The organism is [Lactobacillus] rogosae (assembly GCA_900112995.1).
In the GTDB taxonomy this organism is placed as follows: domain Bacteria; phylum Bacillota; class Clostridia; order Lachnospirales; family Lachnospiraceae; genus Lachnospira; species Lachnospira rogosae.
In genome coordinates this window covers 157,849-178,288 of sequence record FONU01000003.1, presented here as the reverse complement: position 1 = coordinate 178,288, position 20,440 = coordinate 157,849, and the positions used below count along the sequence as shown (strand labels likewise).

Below are 20,440 nucleotides of genomic sequence, written 5' to 3'. Positions count from 1 at the left end.
CATTCCCCACAATTAAATCTTACGCATAACCTCAAGTCTGCGGTGCAGCATTTTAATATGTTCCAGTTCCTTATCGTCAACTGCTCTTCCAGAATAATAGTATTCCACCGTTCCACACAGTTTATCATTATTATTATCAAGAACACCATTCTTTATAAGTATATTTTTTAAGTAATTAGATACTCCGATATTACCATCTATTATCTCAATATCATCCGGAAACAGCTTCGCAAATGAATCTTTGAAATAATTAAAATGTGTACAGCCAAGCACAAGTTCTGAATAATCATTAAAGTTATGTCCTGCAAACTGATTGTTAAGATAATTCATAACCTCTGCTGAATTAAATTCATCCTGCTGTGCAAATCTTACTAGCTTAGGAAGTGCAATAACATCTACCTTTGAGTCTATATCATACTTCATAATAAGATTTTTAAGTTTCACTCCCTTAGCCGTAACCGGAGTTGCAACAACCATTATCCTCTTACCCCTGTTATGTGCACAGGCTGGCTTAACTGCAGGTTCAATGCCGATTATTGGAATCTGGTATTTATTTCTTAAAAATGTAATGGCTGCACTAGTAGCTGTGTTGCACGCTAACACTATTGCCTTACAGCCCTTTGATACAAGAAAATCAACTGCCCTGTCTACATACTCTCTTATCTGTTCTGTAGTCTTTTCTCCATATGGCACATTATCAACATCTGCATAAAATACATAATCAACTTCAGGCAATGTTATCATTGCCTGATGAAGCAGTGATAAGCCGCCAATTCCTGAATCAAATATACCTATCTTCACGGTCCACACCTCATTTCCTTATACTTAAAGTCTTGTCGTCCACTCACTGCAATCCCACACGTCTGTTGCAAGTCCGTCATAGAACTCTGGCTCGTGGCATACCATAAGTATACTTCCTTTGTATTCTATAAGTGCTCTTTTTAGTTCTTCCTTGGCATCTACATCTAAGTGGTTAGTAGGCTCATCTAACACAAGAATATTAGACTCCCTATTTACAAGCTTGCATAATCTTACCTTTGCCTGTTCACCACCACTTAACACTCTTACCTTGCTTTCAATATGCTTAGTTGTAAGTCCGCATTTGGCTAATGCTGACCTTACCTCATACTGTGTAAAACCAGGAAATTCCTGCCATATCTCTTCAAGACAGGTTGTGTTAATATCAGGTGGCATCTCCTGTTCAAAATATCCTATCTCAAGATAATCACCCATTACTGCCTCACCTGATAAAGGCTTAATTAAACCTAAAAGGCTCTTTAACAATGTAGATTTACCAATTCCGTTAGCACCTGTAAGTACTATTTTCTTACCTCTTTCCATCTCGAAATTAAGAGGCTTTGATAAAGGCTCATCATATCCGATTACAAGATCTTTAGTTGTAAATACATATTTGCCGGAAGTTCTAGCAACTTTAAAATTGAATTCTGGCTTTGGTTTATCCTTGGCTAACTCAATCATCTCCATATTATCAAGCTTTTTCTGTCTTGACATAGCCATATTTCTTGTTGCAACCCTGGCCTTATTTCTTGCAACAAAATCCTTCAAATCAGCAATCTCTTTCTGCTGTTTGTCGTAGGCTGCTTTCATCTGTGCCTGCTTCATCTCATACACTTCCTGGAACTTATAATAATCACCAACATATCTGTTAAGCTGCTGATTATCCATATGGTATATTATATTAATAACGCTGTTAAGAAATGGAATATCGTGTGATATTAATATAAACGCGTTCTCATAATCTAAAAGGTATCTTTTAAGCCAGTCAATATGCTCCTTGTCAAGATAGTTAGTAGGCTCATCCAGAAGCAGAATATCAGGCTTTTCAAGAAGCAGCTTTCCTAATAAAACCTTAGTTCTCTGTCCACCACTAAGATCTGTTACATCTTTATCAAGTCCCAGCTCCAAAAGCCCCAATGCCCTTGCAACTTCTTCAACCTTAGCATCTATCATATAGAAATCGTGATTAGTAAGCATATCCTGAATTGTACCTAATTCTTCCATATATTCAGTCATCTGCTCGTCATCTGCATCCATCATCTTGTCACAGATTTCATTCATTCGTTCTTCCATAACAAATAAATCATCAAATGCCTGCCGCATTACAGAACCTATAGTCATTCCTTTTTCAAGTACAGAATGCTGGTCAAGATATCCCACCTTAATATTCTTAGCCCATTCAATCCTGCCCTCATCAGGCATAAGCTTTCCTGTAATTATATTCATAAATGTGGACTTTCCCTCACCATTAGCTCCAACAAGTCCGATATGTTCACCCTTTAATAATCTAAACGATACATCATCAAATATCGCTCTGTCACCAAATCCGTGTGTAAGATGTTCAACATTTAATAAACTCATATATTATCTCCATTCTTGTGCATATTAAAAGCCCCTTTCTTATTCAAAAAGGAGCTTTTACAATTCTGAAATATCATTGGAAATCCTGTGTGTGAAATCTTCTATAATACACCTTTAAAGAATTCTTTGATACTTTAATCTTCTTTAACTGTATTCCACCTGATAAGAATTCCTGAGGAATATTATTAATAAAATACTTCTGTAACATAGCTTTTAACTGCATATTCTTAGATCTCTGCAATGCTACAAGAAAGAATACAACAACAAATAACAGAAGCTTAATACCCATTGGTACATTATTCCAGATATATAATGCTAAATTTGTTGAAAATGTAAATATAACAAATGCAAATATCATATTAAATATAACCGTAAATATGTAAGTCTTAATCCATTCAACAAGATTAAGTGCTTTTAACTGATATAACAGCTTGTGATAATTCCTTGACTCTTCAACCGTAATAGGCATCTCATATACTTCCATAAGACTCCTCCATTAACTGTGCTTTTAATAGATTATATCCCCAAAATGCCTTATTTGCAACCATTAATACCGCTTCATTTATTAATAATCACTTAAGATTTCCTCAACATATTTAATTGAAATTTCAAGATAATTAGATATCTCATATTCTGGCACACCATTATCGTGAAGAATGAATATTAATTCTTCTATTGTTGTACCTTTTTGTCTTTCCATAACTATAAAATGTTTAACTTGTGCCTCATTCATAATTCCCCACCTCCATATGTCTTATGTATCTAGTTATTAACATATAGTTCTGACTGTTTAATTATTTTATCAAGCATATGTACTCTTATAAATGGGAAAGAGAAGTAATATCCGTCAACTATATCGATGGATTTATTAATAATTTCAACAGCCAAATCAATTCCTGCCTGTTCTCCTTCTTCTTTAGTCATATCCGGTCTGTATCTTAACAGAACCTCATCAGTTACATTAATGCCTGTCATCTCATTCTTCATAAATGAAGCATTCTTAAAGCTCACTAACGGCATTATTCCACATAGAATTCTTGCACCTGTTTCTTTTTTTATTGTGGCAATTCTTTCTATATCCTCATCACAGAATGCTGGCTGTGTCATAAAAAATGTAGCTCCTGCTTCCATTTTCTTCTTTACTCGTCCAATCTCTATATCCAGTCTTTTTCTGCCCTGATTAATAGCTCCGCCATATGTAACAGGCTGGTCTGCAAACTGTTCTGAATTCATATCATCTAATATATTCATAAAGCCTACAGAGTCAAAGTTAAATACGCTCTTAACACTGCTTCTCATTACCGAAGGTATTGGATCACCTGTAATGACAAGAAAATTATTAATGCCATTAATATCAGCACCTAATATCTGTGACCTGATTGCGATGGCATTTTTATCCCTACAGCAAAGATGTGGCATAACACACATTCCCGTCTGCCTTGACACTTTTTCTGCCATAAGAATAGAGTCTGCTCTTGTTCTTCCTGATGGTGAGTCAGGAAATGTCAATACATCTACACCCTTGCTTTTAAGATAATGTGCCGCATCTAAGAGCTTATCAGCATTACTGTCAAATGGAGGTGCAAGCTCAACTGCGATAAGCTTCTTCCCCTCCTTATTGTGATAAAATGCTGTGTTTACTGCCTGTACTGAATTATCAGTCTCCCAATCACAGCCTTCACCCTGTCTGTTCTGTGTAAAATCTGCTTTGGAAGCTATTCTGTCAATATAGTCAGGTGTTGTTCCACAGCAGCCGCCGATTATATCAGCACCTGCATTTAACAATTCACACATTTTATCAGAATAATAATCCATATTCTTGTCAGAGAATATCATACGTCCGCTGACTGCCTGAGGATAACCTGCATTAGGAAGTGCACTTAAATACTTGTCAGTATGACGGCGTTCCTTTAATATGAACTGTTCCATATGTCCCGGTCCAATTCCGCAGTTAAATCCTAGAGCATCGATATACGGATTATCATCTGCAAGCTTAACTAGCTTAGACGAACTAAGTCCACAATTACTATATCCAAACTGGTTGATTGCAAACTGTGTTATAACAAATGGTCTGTCTGTCAAAACACTATCTGCTATATTAATTCCACCAGTCGCAGCACTTCCTATATAATCTATGGCATCAGATATATTAGATAAATCTGCAAATGTCTCGAACACGAATACATTAATTCCTTCTTCAAGAAATACCTTCGCAATATCTACATATTCATCTACTACTGTCTGCTTGTCAAAAAGATTATCATTAGGTATAGGACCTATATCTGCGGCAATATATACTTCCCTGCCACATTCCTTAACTGCCTGTCTTGCATTGGCAACAGCTGCTTTTATATTAGCTTTAACCTCATCAAAATTGCATTCAAGATTAACAGTATTAGCCGCAAATGTATTGGTTCTTATAAGCTTTGCCCCTGCATTAATATATTCTTTGTGAATATCTGTGACACGTCTGCCCATAGTAATATTAACAGACTCTGGCAGTTCATTAGTATCATAAACTCTTGAGTAATATGTACCAAATGCTCCGTCCGTTATTAACTTATGTGCTTCTAAATAGGTTTTAAGCTTTTCCATACAACTCTCTATTCCTCTCTACGTTCTTTTCAATTCTTAATCAATCGGTATTCCTTATAAATACCATTTCAATTAAACCTTAATTAATCAACCGATACTTCTGTTATTAATATATTTCAATTAAAATCACATCTTATTCATATATAATATTGTTAATTAGTAAATCCCATATTGCTACATTGGTGCCGGTCACACTTTAAGTGAATAACCGACACCAATCTGGCATATATTAATATATTTTTTATATTCTACATCTGATTAATGTGTAAGGAAGAACATTAGGGTAAATAATATAGCTATTACCCATGTAAATGCTTTAACTTCCTTAGACTTGCCAGAAAATACTTTTATAAGAATATATGATATAAGACCAAATGCAATACCATAACTTATATTATATGCAAATGACATAAATGCAATTGTAAGGAATGCTGGAACTGCAACTGATATATCATTCCAGTCAATCTTAGCTACACCACCCATCATAAGTACACCAACGTATATAAGAGCTGCTGCTGTAGCACTACCTGGAATTAATGCTGCTATAGGGCTTAAGAACATTGCCACAAAGAACAAACATCCTGTTGTGAATGATGATAAACCTGTCCTTCCACCTTCTGCAACACCTGATGATGACTCAACGAATGTTGTAACTGTAGATGTACCACATACAGCACCTACACAAGTTGCAAGGGCATCTGATAACATAGCCTTCTCAAAATTAGGAACCTGTCCATTCTCATCAAGCATATCACCTCTTGAGCATGCACCATAAAGTGTTCCAAGAGTATCAAACATATCTACCATACAGAAAGCAAGAGCTGTTGTAGCAATTATAAGTACAAGGTCTGCTGTTGTATGATTAGCAAGATAATGTGAGAAATCAAATCCCTGTGTAAATACCTTGCCAAATGACATTGAAGCCCAATCACCAAATGCAGCAAATGGATTAAGAGTCATTCCCTCAAAAAATCCATCATAAAAGCCTGGTATAGTAAATCCTAATACATAGTAAATAACCGTTCCACCAAGAATACCCCAGAGTACTGAACCTTTAATCTTTCTTACTGTAAGAACTGCTATTATAACAAGAGCAGCTATAGTTACAATCTTTGGCATAATTGTTGCCCAGCTTGCATTACCATTAAGTACATTAAATGAAGCAAGATTTACAAGTGTTGACTCATCATTAACAATAAGTCCTGCATTCTGTAAACCAAGAAATGCAATAAAAAGACCGATACCAGCTGGTATAGCCATTCTTACTGCGTCAGGTATAGCAGCAAAAAGCTTTGCTCTTATTCCTGTTATTGTAAGAATAATAAATACAATACCATCTAAAAGAACTAATACAAGTGCGTTAGCATAGCTTAACCCAAAATTAAAGCAGGCTGTATACACGAAAAAAGCATTAAGTCCCATACCTGATGCCAGACCTAGCGGAAGGTTAGCAAGAAATGCCATTGCAAATGTTCCAACAACTGCTGAAAGAGCTGTAGCAATGTATATAGCATTGTAGGATACTTCTGGAAGTGCAGAAAACATACCTGCATTAACCATAAGGATATACGACATTGCCATAAACGTTGTGATACCGGCAAGAACTTCAACCCTTACTGTTGAGCCGTGTTCTTTTACCTTAAAAAACTTTTCCATTATTAAGTCTCCGTTTCTTAAATTATTACGTATGCTTATATAGCGTTTACACTCGATTATAACATACATTTATTAACTTTGACCAGTCTATTTTTATAATTATTTAACAGACTTTAATAGAAAGTTTAATATTATTCAACCATATCTCCAATGTTCTTTAATACATCTTCAACATTATAAGGCTTAGTAATGAACTTCTTAGCACCTTCTTTAAGTGCCTTAATAACCTTATTCTGCTGTCCTGCGGCTGTTATCATAATAACATTAGCATCCGGATCATAGTCCATAATCTTCTCAAGGCACTCTATACCATCCATATTAGGCATTGTAATATCAAGCGTAACAACATCCGGAGCATACTGCTTATAAGCAAGCTCACCTTCAAGACCATCAGAGGCTTCTGCAACTATACAATATCCAGCATCTTCAAGAATATTTCTTAACATCATTCTTGACATACCTGAATCATCTACGATAAGAACTGTGTGCTTATCACCCTCATCTACCGAACCTGCCTTAACAGCAAGCTTTCTTGTTACCGGCATCTGCCCTATAGTAACATCACTATCTACAGCAATATATAATGATACTTCACAGCCATTGATATATATAGGAAGAACATAAGCATTACCCTTGGCAATCTGATTCTCATATGCGAACTGAGGAAGAATTTCGATATCAATATTCTCATTAGATAATGCTGATGAGAAAAGTCCATCTATACAATTAATGAATTCACCTACTGCATCGTAGCTTTCAAGTCCGAATTGGAAATCATCTGACTTAGAATATCCTTTTGCAATATCAATAAATGCCTGTGGGGCATTCTTTACAGCAAAACCTATCACTGAATTAACATCACCTTCACATCTCTGTCCAGCAAATGCCCTATATTCAAAATTATTTACATGCTCAATCTTTCCAATATAATAATTGCTTGTAACAAATCTTGTAATATTTCTTAATGCAAGTGCCGCAATATCTGTTATATATGGCTTTGAAGCATATGCAAACATAGGCACAATCTTATCAATATCATCATTCTTTAAAGCCTCAAGTTCTTCAGGTGCAAAACCAATGCTCTTTCTGAATTCTTCAATGTGTGTTTCAATATCGTTCTGTGAAAGGCCACTTACCTCTTCAAGCACCTGCATAAATTTGATATAAGTGCTTCCCTGCTTATTAAGCATATCCTCTAGCTGTTCCTTAGTTATATAGCCTTCTTCAACCGCTATATCACCGAACTTAGCATCCTTTTGTGTCTGGAGAATATTAATCTCCTCAGCCTTTTCCTTAGTAAGAATACCTTCTGATACAGCAATAAAGCCAAGCTTTGCCCTTACATTTTCCATCTTGCTAATAACTTCATCCAACTGTTCCTTAGTAATAACTTTATTGTCCACAAGATATTTTCCAAATAACTGACTAAACATACATATCTCTCCTTACTATATTATCACTATTCTAATTTTAATATATTCTAATTCATTCTTAATAAAATTTCAATTATTTATTAAGAAAAGTACAAAAAATGAGTACTGCAACCAAAAGGTCACAATACTCATATAAAAAGCTATATATTCTGTATATAATCTGTCAATTACTTAATGAGGCTTTCTTTAATCTTAACAACTGCCTTATGAATGTTAACTGGTTCATCCATTGTGCAGTTAGGACGATGAATATCATTAGTAAAGAATACTGTGAATTCACCCGGATGTAATGTTATGAACTGCTCATTCTCTACAGTATCATAGAAAATATTATCCTTGCCTGCTGGTTCTTCACCTGTAACACCTGGAAGAAGTGGTGCATAGCCCTGTACTTCCTTTCCTGTGAAAAGATACTGGATATCGATATAATTTCTATGGCTTTCTGCTCTCTTATTCTCTACTGGAGCTGTTGTCTGGTCCTGAATAAGTACAAAAATATTATCTCCGTCAAGCTCATATCTTCCCACTGGAAGCTCTGCTGTTTCTGGCTTAGCAAGAAACTCTAAAGCTGTAGCAATAGCTGCTGGATACTGATAATTGCCTTTCTTGGCATTAAGTGATGCATAAATCATTGTTAAAAACCCCTTTCGTGTCTTTTAAAAAATTTCTTATATAAACTGTAGCACTATATGATACAAGTTTCAACACTTTTCTAACAACTTTCCAACCTTACACAACAAAACACGGATATCCGCCATATCCAATCCTGAGATTGAACTACAGCATAATACCCGTGTCCTATTCTACTTATCTAATCAGAAGATTTTATTATTAATTATTATTCCTGAATAGCCTTAAATGCCTCATCAAGGTCTTCGATAATATCATCAATATTCTCTGTACCGATTGAAAGCCTGATTGTGTTAGGCTTAATTCCCTGGTCGAGAAGTTCTGCTTCGTTGCACTCTGAATGAGTTGTGCTTGCTGGATGTATAGCAAGTGACTTAACATCAGCTACATTTGCAAGAAGTGAGAATAACTCAAGGTTATCGATGAACTTCTGTGCTTCTGCTGCTCCACCCTTGATTTCAAATGTGAAGATAGAACCACCACCGTTAGGGAAGTACTTCTTGTAAAGTTCCTGCTGCTCAGCATTAGTTGAGATAGATGGATGGTTAACCTTTTCTACTAATGGCTGATTCTTTAAGTACTGAACTACCTTTAATGCATTCTCAACGTGTCTTTCTACACGAAGTGATAATGTTTCAAGTCCCTGAAGGAAAATGAATGAATGTATAGGTGAAATTGTAGCACCTGTATCACGAAGAAGGATAGCTCTGATGTATGTAACAAATGCTGCTGGAGCTGTATCCTTTGCAAAGCTTACGCCGTGATATGATACATTTGGTTCAACTAACCAAGGGAACTTATCTGCTGCTGAAACCCAGTCAAACTTACCACTGTCTATAATTACACCACCAAGTGTTGTACCATGTCCACCGATGAACTTAGTTGCTGAATGAACTACAATATCAGCACCATATTCGATAGGTCTTACAAGATAAGGTGTTGCAAATGTATTATCAACTACAAGCGGAATGTTGTGTGCGTGTGCAATCTTAGCTATTCTTTCAATATCTACTACTTCTGAGTTAGGATTGCCAAGTGTTTCAATCTGTACTGCCTTTGTGTTAGGTCTGATAGCTGCTTCGATAGCATCATAATCAAATGGATCTACGAATGTAGCTTCAATTCCGTAATCTGGAAATGTATGTGCTAAAAGGTTGTATGTACCACCATAAATATTCTTAGCTGCTACGATATGGTCACCTGCGTGTGCAAGTGCCTGGAAAGCATATGCAAGTGCTGCTGCTCCTGAACCAACTGCAAGTGCTGCTACACCACCTTCAAGTGCTGCAATTCTCTTTTCAAATACATCTTCTGTTGGGTTAGTAAGACGTCCGTAAATGTTACCTGCATCTTTAAGACCGAATCTGTCAGCAGCGTGCTGGCTGTTATGGAATACATATGATGATGTAAGGTAGATTGGAACTGCTCTTGCATCTGTAACTGGATCAGGCTGTTCCTGTCCTACATGTAACTGTAATGTTTCAAACTTAAGATTTCTGTCTTCGTAATGTTTCTTTGCCATAATAATATCCTCCATATCTATTGTCTAATAAGTCTTAGCATATAATTCATATATGTGTTTGTTATCGTTGTCATTATATTACAGCCATTAACCTACCAAGTCAATAGTAGATATTATTCCTAATAAATATAACCTATTATAGTTTTTACCTATAACCCAACACACAAAAAAGCGGCAGCCAAAAAGCCACCGCTAATTATTACAACCATCTCTCATTACACTACTCCAGCCAAACACCGCCCCCTCGTTAAATTAATAATCTCCCGATCGCATCCCGCCGTCTGTCGCACCCCAGTTGTGCAGGCGTGTTATATTACAAGCTGGGTGCTTTTGCAGCCGTCGGCACTTAGCGGCTGTCCTTTAGCCGCTTACGTGTCCGCTACGGCTGCAAGCAGTGCGAACGTGCCCAGCGGCAATAAACAGCCTTCACAACATCCGTCCGCCACACACCTCCTGGCAGAGCCATTGAAGATTATTAATTCAACGGACAAGTAATCCTGAACATCTCCTCTATTATATGATGAAGCAGCTGTGCCGTCTCACTATCCGCAAGTTTATAATATATCTCTTTACCTTCTCTTCTGCTTGTTATAAGCCCGCTCTTTTTCAACAGCTTAAGATGATGTGAAACCGCAGGGTCACTCATATTCATAGCTGCCGCGATATTACTTACACATTCCTCGCAATGACATAAAAGCCATAATATCCTGATTCTGCTTCCATCACTTATCTGCTTGAATACTTCTGCCACTACTACACATTCATCTGTGTCTGGCATTCTTTCAAGAACTTTTTCAATATTCTGTCCGTGGTCGTGTGGAAGATTTACTTCTGACATTTCCCATTCCTCCTAATCTGCATACTGTAATCTGTCTGTCTTATTCGCAGGCTAATCTTTATATGAAAGACATCTTGTTGCATTAAGAACTGCAAGCACCATAACACCTACATCTGCAAATATAGCCATCCACATATTAGCAACACCTGCTGCTCCAAGTGCAAGGCAGGCTATCTTTATTGCAAGTGCAAATACTATATTCTGGTGAACTATTCTTAATGTCTTTCTCGAAATATTCATTGCTGTAGCAATCTTTGCAGGGTCGTCATCCATAAGAACAATATCAGCCGCCTCAATTGCCGCATCTGAACCAAGTGCACCCATTGCTATACCAATATCTGCTCTTGAAAGTACTGGTGCATCATTAATTCCATCACCGACAAACGCAAGCATTTCATCTTTACCCTTGCTGTTAAGAAGCTTCTCAACCTCAATAACTTTATCTGCCGGCAAAAGCTCACTCTTAACTTCATCAACACCAAGCTTTCCTGCAACCTGTTCTGCAACTTTCTTAGCATCGCCTGTAAGCATAATAACCTTTTTAACGCCCGCTTTCTTAAGTGCTGCAATCGCCTGTTGTGATGTAGGCTTGATAACATCTGATATTACAATACAACCAGCATATATGCCACCGATAGCTACATATACAAGTGTGCCAAGAGCATTTTCTATGCTATCTTTCCCGGCACTGCTGTCAATGTTGTACTTATTCATAAGCTTTAAGTTACCAGCTAATACTTTTTTACCGCCTATATCAGCTTTTACGCCGTGTCCGCTTATCTCCTCTATATCTGTAACCTGTCCGGTTTCAACTTCCATACCATAAGCATCACGTATACTCTTACTGATTGGGTGACTTGAATAGCTTTCTGCATATGCTGCCGATTTAATAATATCTTCCTTAGTAAATCCATTGGCAGTTATAACATCTGTAACTTCAAATACACCTTTAGTAAGTGTTCCTGTCTTATCGCATACAACATATTTGGCTTTAGATAAATTCTCAAGATAGTTAGAACCTTTGATAAGGATACCTCTAGAAGAAGCTCCGCCTATTCCACCAAAGAAGCTGAGAGGAATAGATATTACAAGGGCACAAGGGCAACTTATAACAAGTGTTGTAAGAGCTCTTATAAGCCATTTTGACCATTCAGCAGGATTGCCCATAATAAGACTTACTACTGGTGGAATAACCGCAAGCACCAAAGCTCCTATACATACCGCTGGTGTATACACCTTTGAAAATCTTGTGATAAAATTCTCTGAACGGGATTTTTTCATACTTGAATTCTCAACAAGATCCAATATCTTAGATACTGTAGACTCGCCAAATTCTTTAGTTGTCTCTATCTTTAAAAGGCCTGTCAGATTGACACAGCCGCTTATCACCTCATCTTTGACCTTTACACTTCTTGGAAGGCTCTCACCTGTAAGTGCACTTGTGTTAAGTGTAGATTCACCACTTACAACAATGCCATCGATTGGGATTTTCTCACCAGGTTTTACTACTATTATTGTCCCGATTTCCACATCATCCGGATCAACCTGTTCTAACCCACCTTCCTGCTCGATATTTGCATAGTCAGGCCTTATATCCATAAGCGCTGTGATATTCTTTCTGCTCTTGCCGACAGCGTAACTCTGAAAAAGCTCACCTATCTGGTAGAAAAGCATAACTGCTGCACCTTCTACATATTCACCAAGTGCTATTGCACCGACAGTAGCTATTGCCATAAGAAAATTCTCATCAAATACTTCACCATGGAATATTCCGTGAACAGCCTTCTTTAAAATGTCATATCCTATTACAAGATATGGAATAAGGAAAAGCACCAGTTCCACATATTTATTAACCGGAGCAAGATAGCATATAAGCTTAAATGCTACTAAAAGAACGGCTGATATAATAATTCTTATTAATACTTTTTTCTGCTTCTTAGTCATATTATCCTCCATTCCTGCGAAGCATTCTCCTAATTAACATTAACTAATTATTAATTAAAGAAATATCTCGCAATCAGATTCAACCTTCTTACAGTTCTTTAATACGTCCTGCATTACAGAAGCCACATCTGCTCCCTCATCGAATTCAACCTTCATCTTCTGTGTCATAAAAGAAACTGTTGCATCTTTAACACCTGCTGTCTTCTTAGCTGCATCTTCCATCTTTAATGCACAGTTAGCACAATCAACCTCAATACCATATGTTTTCTTCATAACAAACCACCTTTCTGTGTCTTAACCGACACTGCAGACCTGTTATCCAGCCCGCTTTGCTTATAAATTTAATATTATGTGAAGCACTTATATATTATGCTTTACTTCATATAAACATTTAAACAAATGTTTAATTGTTTGTCAATAGCTTTTACTTATTTTCCAATAAGTTATTGTTACAATTTTCTCAATAAGTTATTGTTTAATTTTTCTCAATCAGCTATTTTACTCCAAATTTATCTACAAAAAAACCTGACAAGATTATCCAATGTAATCCTGTCAGGCTTCTGATATTTCTCATAATTCTGAATTATTATATTGATAGTTAATTATAACTGTAAATCTTCGTAATCTTCTGGAAGAAATCTATGATATATAATATGACATCCTTCATCTTTAAAGCAGTAATAATATCTGTCATCAGCTTTATCTGCAAACTTTATAAGAACATCAAACTCACCATCTTTGATATACTCAATAATAACTCCATCATAACTGTCATTAAAAAATTCAATTATATCTTTCATAGATGTACTATGGCTTCTAATAAGTTCAACAAGCTTTCTTATAAACTCATTCTCGTCAGTATTATTGTGAATATATTCCACTCCATTTTCATTAATCTCAAAGCAGAACCTGTCTTTTTTATTACTGAATGTGACACCGCCAAGAATATCAGTATATTGCCTGAAATCCTCATCATCGCCTTCAAGAAGCTTTACCATATCACTATAGCTTGTATCCCTAACATCGCACCCAAACATATGACATAATGAGCTTAAAGGATAATATAATCTTATATTCTCTTTTCTGTAACCAAGCTTAGCTTCTTCTTCCCTGATTAAATCAATAAGATTGTGCTGTAAATTATCATATCCATTGATAATATTATTCTTCATCCTCTATTTCTTCCTCGCCATCGTGAACATCTTTCTTAGGCTCTTTAAGACCAGGAATATCAACATTATGCTTCTTGCAATAATCCCAGAGAGCTGCGTGGATTGATTCCTCAGCAAGAAGCGAACAGTGTACCTTTACTGGTGGAAGTCCATCAAGTGCTTCCATAACTGCCTTGTTAGTTACTTCCATAGCTTCGTATATTGTCTTGCCAATAACCATATCTGTAGCCATACTGCTTGTTGCAATAGCTGCACCACAGCCAAATGTCTTGAACTTGCAATCCTTGATTATCTTAGTATCCTCATCTATATCAAGATATATTCTCATAATATCTCCGCACTTAGCGTTACCAACTGTACCGACACCACTTGCATTCTCTATCTCACCTACATTATGAGGATTGCTGAAATGCTCTATAACTTTATCTGAATACTGCATATTCTAATATCTCCTTTACTAACCTTTGTACCTTAACGACAAAATAAGGCATTTTAAAATTCATATCATTATTGTATGTTTTACCATTTTTCGTACAATATGTCAACCATACAAATGAATACGCAGGCGAAAACATATTTCACCTGCATATTTAACCTATTCATCAAATAATATTAATTATATTATCTCTTCTTTAACCCGTTACCGCTGAATTTCTTTATCTGTGTAACAAGCTCTGCGGATACATTAGCAATCTTATCTGTAGAACCTTTACACTGTTCCATAACCTGCTCAAGATTATTCATATTCTCCTTGGTAATCTGTCCACTGCTTGCATTTTCTTCTGCAAACTGTGCAAGATTATCAACACCATAAGCTATTGTGTTCTTATGCTGCTCTAAGTCAGAGGCTTCTGCCGCTATGCCGCTTACAGCACTTCCAACTCTGTTAATCTCTGAATTAAGAGTTGCAAATATAGCTTCTGTATCTTTAATCTTGGCATCCTGCTTTTCAAATGCTTCCGATACCTTCTTAGCTGTTTCCACACTGATATTAGAATTCTCAATAAGTCCATTGACAATCTGGTTAATATGCTCTGTAGACTCTCTTGACTGATCTGCAAGCTCTCTTATCTGCTCTGCTACAACTGCGAAGCCCTTGCCATTCTCACCTGCTCTTGCCGCCTCAATACTTGCGTTAAGAGCCAGAAGGTTAGTCTGGTTAGATATACCGGCAATAATCTCAGTTACCTTTCTAATCTCCTGGGCTGAGGCATTAGTACGCTCTGTTTCATTACTTACCTCGTCCATAGCGTGTCCGCTTTCTTCACTTATTGTAATAAGCTCTTTCATAATATCAGCAGCTCTGTTGTTACACTCATTAAGTGTATCTATGCTTTCCTTAAGCCCTTCAATATTAGTCTGTATATTATCAACAGCCTTGCTTATTGAGTCAGTCTTTACCTTAATATCGGCTACCTTATCAGCCTGTACTGTAGTATTATCTGTAATTGTTGTTACCGCTGCATTGGTGCTGTCGGCAACTGTGTGCATTGTATCAAACATTGCAACAAATTCTTCTGAAACCTGTTCAAGTTCAACTGTAGCATTTCTTATTGCAGCAACTGTTCCTGTAATACCCTCAAATGCAACTGTTACATTGCGGACGATTTCTCCAACTTCATCATTTCTTGCTGAAACCTTCTTAATCTTTTCAGCAGTCTTATCATCACTTGATGCAGTACCTGCTATTGCTCCCCTTAATAGAACAACTATGCTTCTTAAAATATTAAGAATTAACACAACAAATATCGCAAATACAACTGTAATTAATACAAAAGCAGTCAATACATTAATAATATTCTTATTAAGCAATATAAATATTATAATCATAACGATTAATATTTGTGCTATAAAAGCTGCTGCCGCAAGTATAAGCTTTTTTATAAAATTATTATCTTTCATTATATTAGTGCCTCCTTTTCTAATGCAGAGCCTCTCCTAACCCTGTATCACTATATTTTAGATATTATACACTGATTTTTGACAAAATGCACTATATCAACCTCTAAAATCAACCATTTTCTTTACGTTGCATAAATATTCACATCTCATTAAGACCCGTGATACACTACATAAATCTTTCATCGAATTCATTTGCCGGATAAGGCTTTCCAAATAAATATCCCTGTATATAGTCGGGATTTATTCTTCTTAACTCATCAAGCTCCTCCGGTGTCTCTACACCTTCTATACATAATGAAAGCGACAGACTGTGTGTCATCTGAATTATATATGTAAGCAATTCATAATCATAATGGTTCTTAAGAGCTTTTACTGTAAATGAACGGTCAATCTTAATGTAATCCGGCTTTAAATCACTAAGGCAGTGCAGATTAGAATATCCTGTACCAAAGTCATCAAGAACAACCACAACACCATTATCCTTAAGCTTTGACCACAATTCATTAAAATGTGGATTGGAGTCTAAATAACCACTCTCTGTAAGCTCTATTCCTATATTATATGGCTTTATTCCGTTGTCATTGATAGCTGCCATAATATCTGTGAACACATCACTTTTAATGACCTGAATATACGATACATTGACATTTATACGGAAACTTTCTATCTGCTTTGTCCATATAGCACATTGTCTGGCTGACTGTTCTAATATCCATTTGCCTACCGGTATAATAAGTCCGCTTTCTTCTAACAGCGGAATGAACTCAACCGGTGATATAAATTGTGGGCTTCCACCATCTGGGTCAGGCATGAAAAATCTCATAAGTGCTTCTGCACCTATAAGCCTGTAAGTCTTTGTATCAACTATAGGCTGGTAATATACTTCAAAACCTGCAAAATCATCATCTACGGCATTATGAAGTGCTGTATTAATAACCCTTCTTCTATTGTAATGCTCAAAATCTTCATTCCTATATATATAATATGTATTCTTTCCACTGTCCTTCGCCTGCTTTAAGGCGAATTCAGATAATTTTATATATGAATCGTCCTCATCTTTTATGTGTGATGCATCAATAACTCCCGCAGATAATGTATACATTATTTTGTAATTATTGTCCTCTATAAATTTATTGACATTCTTTTTACAATTCATATAGATTTTAATTGCTTCTGTTATATTGCTGCCGCTAAAATCAACAATCATAAACTCATCTGATACAAGCTTAAAAAGTTTCTGATTAGAATTAAGTGTATTTGCTATGCAATCTGCCGTCTTCTTTAATATGTAGTCTCCGTAAGCCATACCATAATTGGTATTAATGGCACTGAAATTATCTATTCCTATCCTTATTATAAAACCTTTAGGTGTTAAAGCCGCATATGCTTCCCTGATATAATCAGCAAGTCCCACATCCCCTAACAGACCACTGACGTTATCTGCCTCAGGCTTAACACCAATCTCATTAATACAGCCCATAAGATAATGTGGTCTTCCATCTTTAAACAGCACGCTTCCCCTGCAATTAATCCATATTGGATTGTGGTTCTTATCTAACCAGCGGTATTTCATATTATGAAATACTTTCTTGCCATCCTTTATATCCTGAAGTTCCTTACTAAGCATTTCGTAATCATCTTCATATACGAACTCTTTATGCTTTGCCGCTGCATCGTAGAATTTGTCTTCTGGAAGAATAAACCTTTCCACAGCATGTTCCGAAATCACATAATAATCATCTATCAAATCATACACATAAATATAATCATTCATACACGGATTTAATATCGCAATTGCTTTTTCTATCTGTTCTCTTGATATCTGCAACACATTATCAATCATATACCCACGTCCTTTCGCTTATTATATTGATAGTACATTTTTGATAATTAAATGTCAATAAATGTATCTATAAAGCCGAATAATTTGTTTAATCATCTATTATTTATGCAAATTTTCAATTGGCAAGTTTAATTAAATGTGTTAGAATTTATACAATCTATGTTATGTATGAATACGGATATATTAACACAATTATACATATGGAGTTATATTATTATATTGCTGCATCACATATCAATTATTATAATTATATATGTACAGCCATATTATATGAATATAACTATATAAAACATTGTTCATATCACTATATCATAGATAAAGTTATGCAGAATAATATATATAACACACCATGATATATATTACTTTATGTACTTTAACATAGGAAACGAGGTTTAAGTATGAGCGAAATTGTTGAATATACTTTTGAAGAATTAAAGAAAGAAATGGAGCTGCTATCACCACTATATGATGTAGTGCGACTTGTCAATCCATTCAAATGTGAGATTATTGATATTAATGATACTTGTCTTACACCATCTGATACACCGATTTCCTGTTATGACTCTTGGAAATGTATATTTCAATGTATTAACTGCACTTCTGCAAGAACACTTCTTACCGGTAATATACAATCCAAACTTGATGTAAGCGATGATACTGTATACCATGTCACTTCGCGGCCATTAAGAGTCAATAACTCCCTGCTTGTTCTTGAAACCGTCCAGCATTTCTCATACACTTACCGACAGCTTGAAACCGACAATACTAACAACGCTTTAATATCTCTGATACAAAATGCCAACAGGAGCCTTCTGCTTGACGAGGAAACTGGTGCTTACAACCGTTCTTATCTTTCAGAACATCTTCCTTATGAATTATATAAGGCAGAGAATAACCACCAGTCTAATGCAGCATTTGTAAAGATTACCAATCTTGCTGACACAATAGCCGAATATGGTGATATCGCTTCTAATGGAATTGTATGCTGTCTGTACAATTTAATTACACATACTTTTAAAGATATATCTGATGGCGAATTGATGCTTGTTCGCTACGACAAAGATTTATTCTTTATATTAGACACTAATCTTAAGTACACAGATTTTGAAAATAGAATTAATAATCTTATAGCCGCAGCCATTCCAGAACATATTCTATTCAAAAGTAATAAGATACCTTTTGAGATTTCAACAGCCTGTATTAATCTTGCTGATGAAAATATTAATACAGAAGATGAATTAATTAATACACTAAATAATAGATTAAATAATTAACAACTAACAAGTATTACTAAACATTAATAAGGAGGATTTAATTATGAGTAATGTTACAATTTCTGAGTCAATTAAATATATAGGAGCTGATGATACTACTTTGGATTTATTTGAAAGCCAATATATCATTCCTAACGGCATTTCCTATAATTCATATGTAATTCTTGATGAAAAGGTAGCCGTTATGGATACAATAGATGCAAGAAAGTCAGAGGAATGGTTTAATAACCTTTCTAATGTTCTTGCCGGAAGAAATGTTGATTACATTGTAATCTCACACCTTGAGCCTGACCATGCCGCTAATATCAAAGCACTTTCAGACAAATATCCAGATGCTAAGCTTGTACTTAGTGCTAAAGCAAAAGCTATGCTTCCTCAGTTCTTTGCTATAGATAATCTTGATGACAAATGCATTACAGTTGCAGAGGGACAGGAATTATCATTAGGAACTCACAACCTGAAATTTATTATGGCTCCTATGGTTCACTGGCCAGAGGTTATGCTTGAATATGAAACAACTGAAAAAGTACTCTTCTCTGCTGATGCTTTCGGCAAATTTGGTGCATTAAGTGCTTCTGATGACTGGACTTGCGAAGCAAGAAGATACTATTTTAATATAGTAGGAAAATATGGTGCACCTGTACAGACTTTACTCAAGAAAGCCGCCGCACTTGATATAAGGACTATATGCCCTCTGCATGGTCCTGTACTTAAAGAGAACCTTGAATTCTACATTGGAAAATATCTTACATGGAGCAGTTACGAACCTGAAGATGACGGCGTACTTGTAGCATGTGCTTCAATACATGGCAATACTAAGACAGCCGCTGAAAAGATGGTTGATATTCTTAAAGAAAAGGGATTTGCCAAAGTTGCATTTATTGATCTTACAAGAAATGATATGGCAGAAGCTATTGAAGATGCTTTCAGATACAGCAGGCTTATTGTTGCTGCAGCATCTTATGATGGTGGTGTATTCCCACCTATGGAAGACTTCCTTAACCGTCTTTCCCACAAAGCTTATCAGAACCGTAAAGTCGGAATCATCGAAAATGGCTCGTGGGCACCTACTGCCGGCAAATGTATGAAGACAGCATTTGAGGGAATGAAGAACATAACTATATGTGGCGATACAGTAACTATCAAGTCTACTATGAAAGATGAAGATATTGCCAATATGTACAATCTGGCAGAAGCCATTAAGTAATATATGATGCTAATATAAAACAGCCGGTTAATGATAGCTATTTAA

General features: G+C 35.9%; 18 protein-coding genes. 2 read left to right on the top strand and 16 right to left on the bottom strand.

Annotated elements, in window-relative coordinates:
* Positions 1–12: 12 nt before the first annotated feature.
* The 16 genes from murI to BM157_RS00725 form a co-directional block, all read right to left on the bottom strand.
* Positions 13–801, bottom strand: a complete 789-nt coding sequence (gene murI / locus BM157_RS00795; protein WP_022502794.1) for a glutamate racemase — start codon at positions 799–801, stop codon at positions 13–15.
* A gap of 24 nt (positions 802–825) precedes the next feature.
* Positions 826–2,379, bottom strand: coding sequence for an ABC-F family ATP-binding cassette domain-containing protein (locus tag BM157_RS00790; protein WP_022502795.1), 1,554 nt, complete (start codon positions 2,377–2,379; stop codon positions 826–828).
* A gap of 73 nt (positions 2,380–2,452) precedes the next feature.
* Positions 2,453–2,863 carry a hypothetical protein gene (locus BM157_RS00785; protein WP_090139536.1) on the bottom strand — a complete coding sequence of 137 codons (411 nt, stop codon included), beginning with the start codon at positions 2,861–2,863 and terminating at the stop codon, positions 2,453–2,455.
* A gap of 81 nt (positions 2,864–2,944) precedes the next feature.
* Positions 2,945–3,112, bottom strand: a complete 168-nt coding sequence (locus tag BM157_RS12870) for a hypothetical protein (protein ID WP_022502810.1) — start codon at positions 3,110–3,112, stop codon at positions 2,945–2,947.
* Between the two features lie 29 nt (positions 3,113–3,141).
* Complete coding sequence (locus tag BM157_RS00780; protein ID WP_055175404.1) at positions 3,142–4,974, bottom strand: bifunctional homocysteine S-methyltransferase/methylenetetrahydrofolate reductase; 1,833 nt, start codon at positions 4,972–4,974, stop codon at positions 3,142–3,144.
* Positions 4,975–5,232: 258 nt separating this feature from the next.
* Positions 5,233–6,630: an NCS2 family permease gene (locus tag BM157_RS00775; protein WP_090139535.1), complete on the bottom strand. Its 1,398-nt coding sequence runs from the start codon at positions 6,628–6,630 to the stop codon at positions 5,233–5,235.
* A 131-nt stretch (positions 6,631–6,761) separates the two neighbouring features.
* Positions 6,762–8,063, bottom strand: a complete 1,302-nt coding sequence (locus BM157_RS00770; protein ID WP_090139533.1) for a response regulator — start codon at positions 8,061–8,063, stop codon at positions 6,762–6,764.
* A gap of 167 nt (positions 8,064–8,230) precedes the next feature.
* On the bottom strand, positions 8,231–8,695 hold the full coding sequence (locus BM157_RS00765; protein WP_022502814.1) for a YhcH/YjgK/YiaL family protein: 465 nt from the start codon (positions 8,693–8,695) through the stop codon (positions 8,231–8,233).
* A gap of 206 nt (positions 8,696–8,901) precedes the next feature.
* Entirely contained in the window at positions 8,902–10,215 is a 1,314-nt protein-coding gene (locus BM157_RS00760; RefSeq protein WP_090139531.1) for an O-acetylhomoserine aminocarboxypropyltransferase/cysteine synthase family protein, read from the bottom strand.
* Positions 10,216–10,690: 475 nt separating this feature from the next.
* Positions 10,691–11,053 carry an ArsR/SmtB family transcription factor gene (locus BM157_RS00755; protein ID WP_022502816.1) on the bottom strand — a complete coding sequence of 121 codons (363 nt, stop codon included), beginning with the start codon at positions 11,051–11,053 and terminating at the stop codon, positions 10,691–10,693.
* Positions 11,054–11,104: 51 nt separating this feature from the next.
* Positions 11,105–12,997: a heavy metal translocating P-type ATPase gene (locus BM157_RS00750; protein WP_090139529.1), complete on the bottom strand. Its 1,893-nt coding sequence runs from the start codon at positions 12,995–12,997 to the stop codon at positions 11,105–11,107.
* Positions 12,998–13,051: 54 nt separating this feature from the next.
* A complete protein-coding gene (locus tag BM157_RS13180; protein ID WP_055306460.1) occupies positions 13,052–13,270 on the bottom strand; it encodes a cation transporter in 219 nt (72 codons plus the stop codon).
* A gap of 329 nt (positions 13,271–13,599) precedes the next feature.
* On the bottom strand, positions 13,600–14,169 hold the full coding sequence (locus tag BM157_RS00740) for a DUF3877 family protein (RefSeq protein ID WP_090139526.1): 570 nt from the start codon (positions 14,167–14,169) through the stop codon (positions 13,600–13,602).
* Entirely contained in the window at positions 14,159–14,608 is a 450-nt protein-coding gene (nifU, locus tag BM157_RS00735) for a Fe-S cluster assembly scaffold protein NifU (protein WP_022502820.1), read from the bottom strand. The genes BM157_RS00740 and nifU overlap by 11 nt, the downstream gene beginning before the upstream one ends.
* A gap of 182 nt (positions 14,609–14,790) precedes the next feature.
* Complete coding sequence (locus BM157_RS00730; protein WP_055175420.1) at positions 14,791–16,071, bottom strand: methyl-accepting chemotaxis protein; 1,281 nt, start codon at positions 16,069–16,071, stop codon at positions 14,791–14,793.
* A gap of 166 nt (positions 16,072–16,237) precedes the next feature.
* Positions 16,238–17,914, bottom strand: coding sequence for a bifunctional diguanylate cyclase/phosphodiesterase (locus BM157_RS00725; protein ID WP_090139523.1), 1,677 nt, complete (start codon positions 17,912–17,914; stop codon positions 16,238–16,240).
* A 398-nt stretch (positions 17,915–18,312) separates the two neighbouring features.
* Here BM157_RS00725 and BM157_RS00715 point away from each other — a divergent pair, with 398 nt between their 5' ends.
* Together BM157_RS00715 and BM157_RS00710 are read left to right on the top strand one after the other, a co-directional pair.
* On the top strand, positions 18,313–19,188 hold the full coding sequence (locus BM157_RS00715) for a diguanylate cyclase domain-containing protein (protein ID WP_090139521.1): 876 nt from the start codon (positions 18,313–18,315) through the stop codon (positions 19,186–19,188).
* Positions 19,189–19,231: 43 nt separating this feature from the next.
* Entirely contained in the window at positions 19,232–20,395 is a 1,164-nt protein-coding gene (locus BM157_RS00710) for an FprA family A-type flavoprotein (protein WP_090139519.1), read from the top strand.
* The last annotated feature ends 45 nt before the right edge of the window (positions 20,396–20,440 follow it).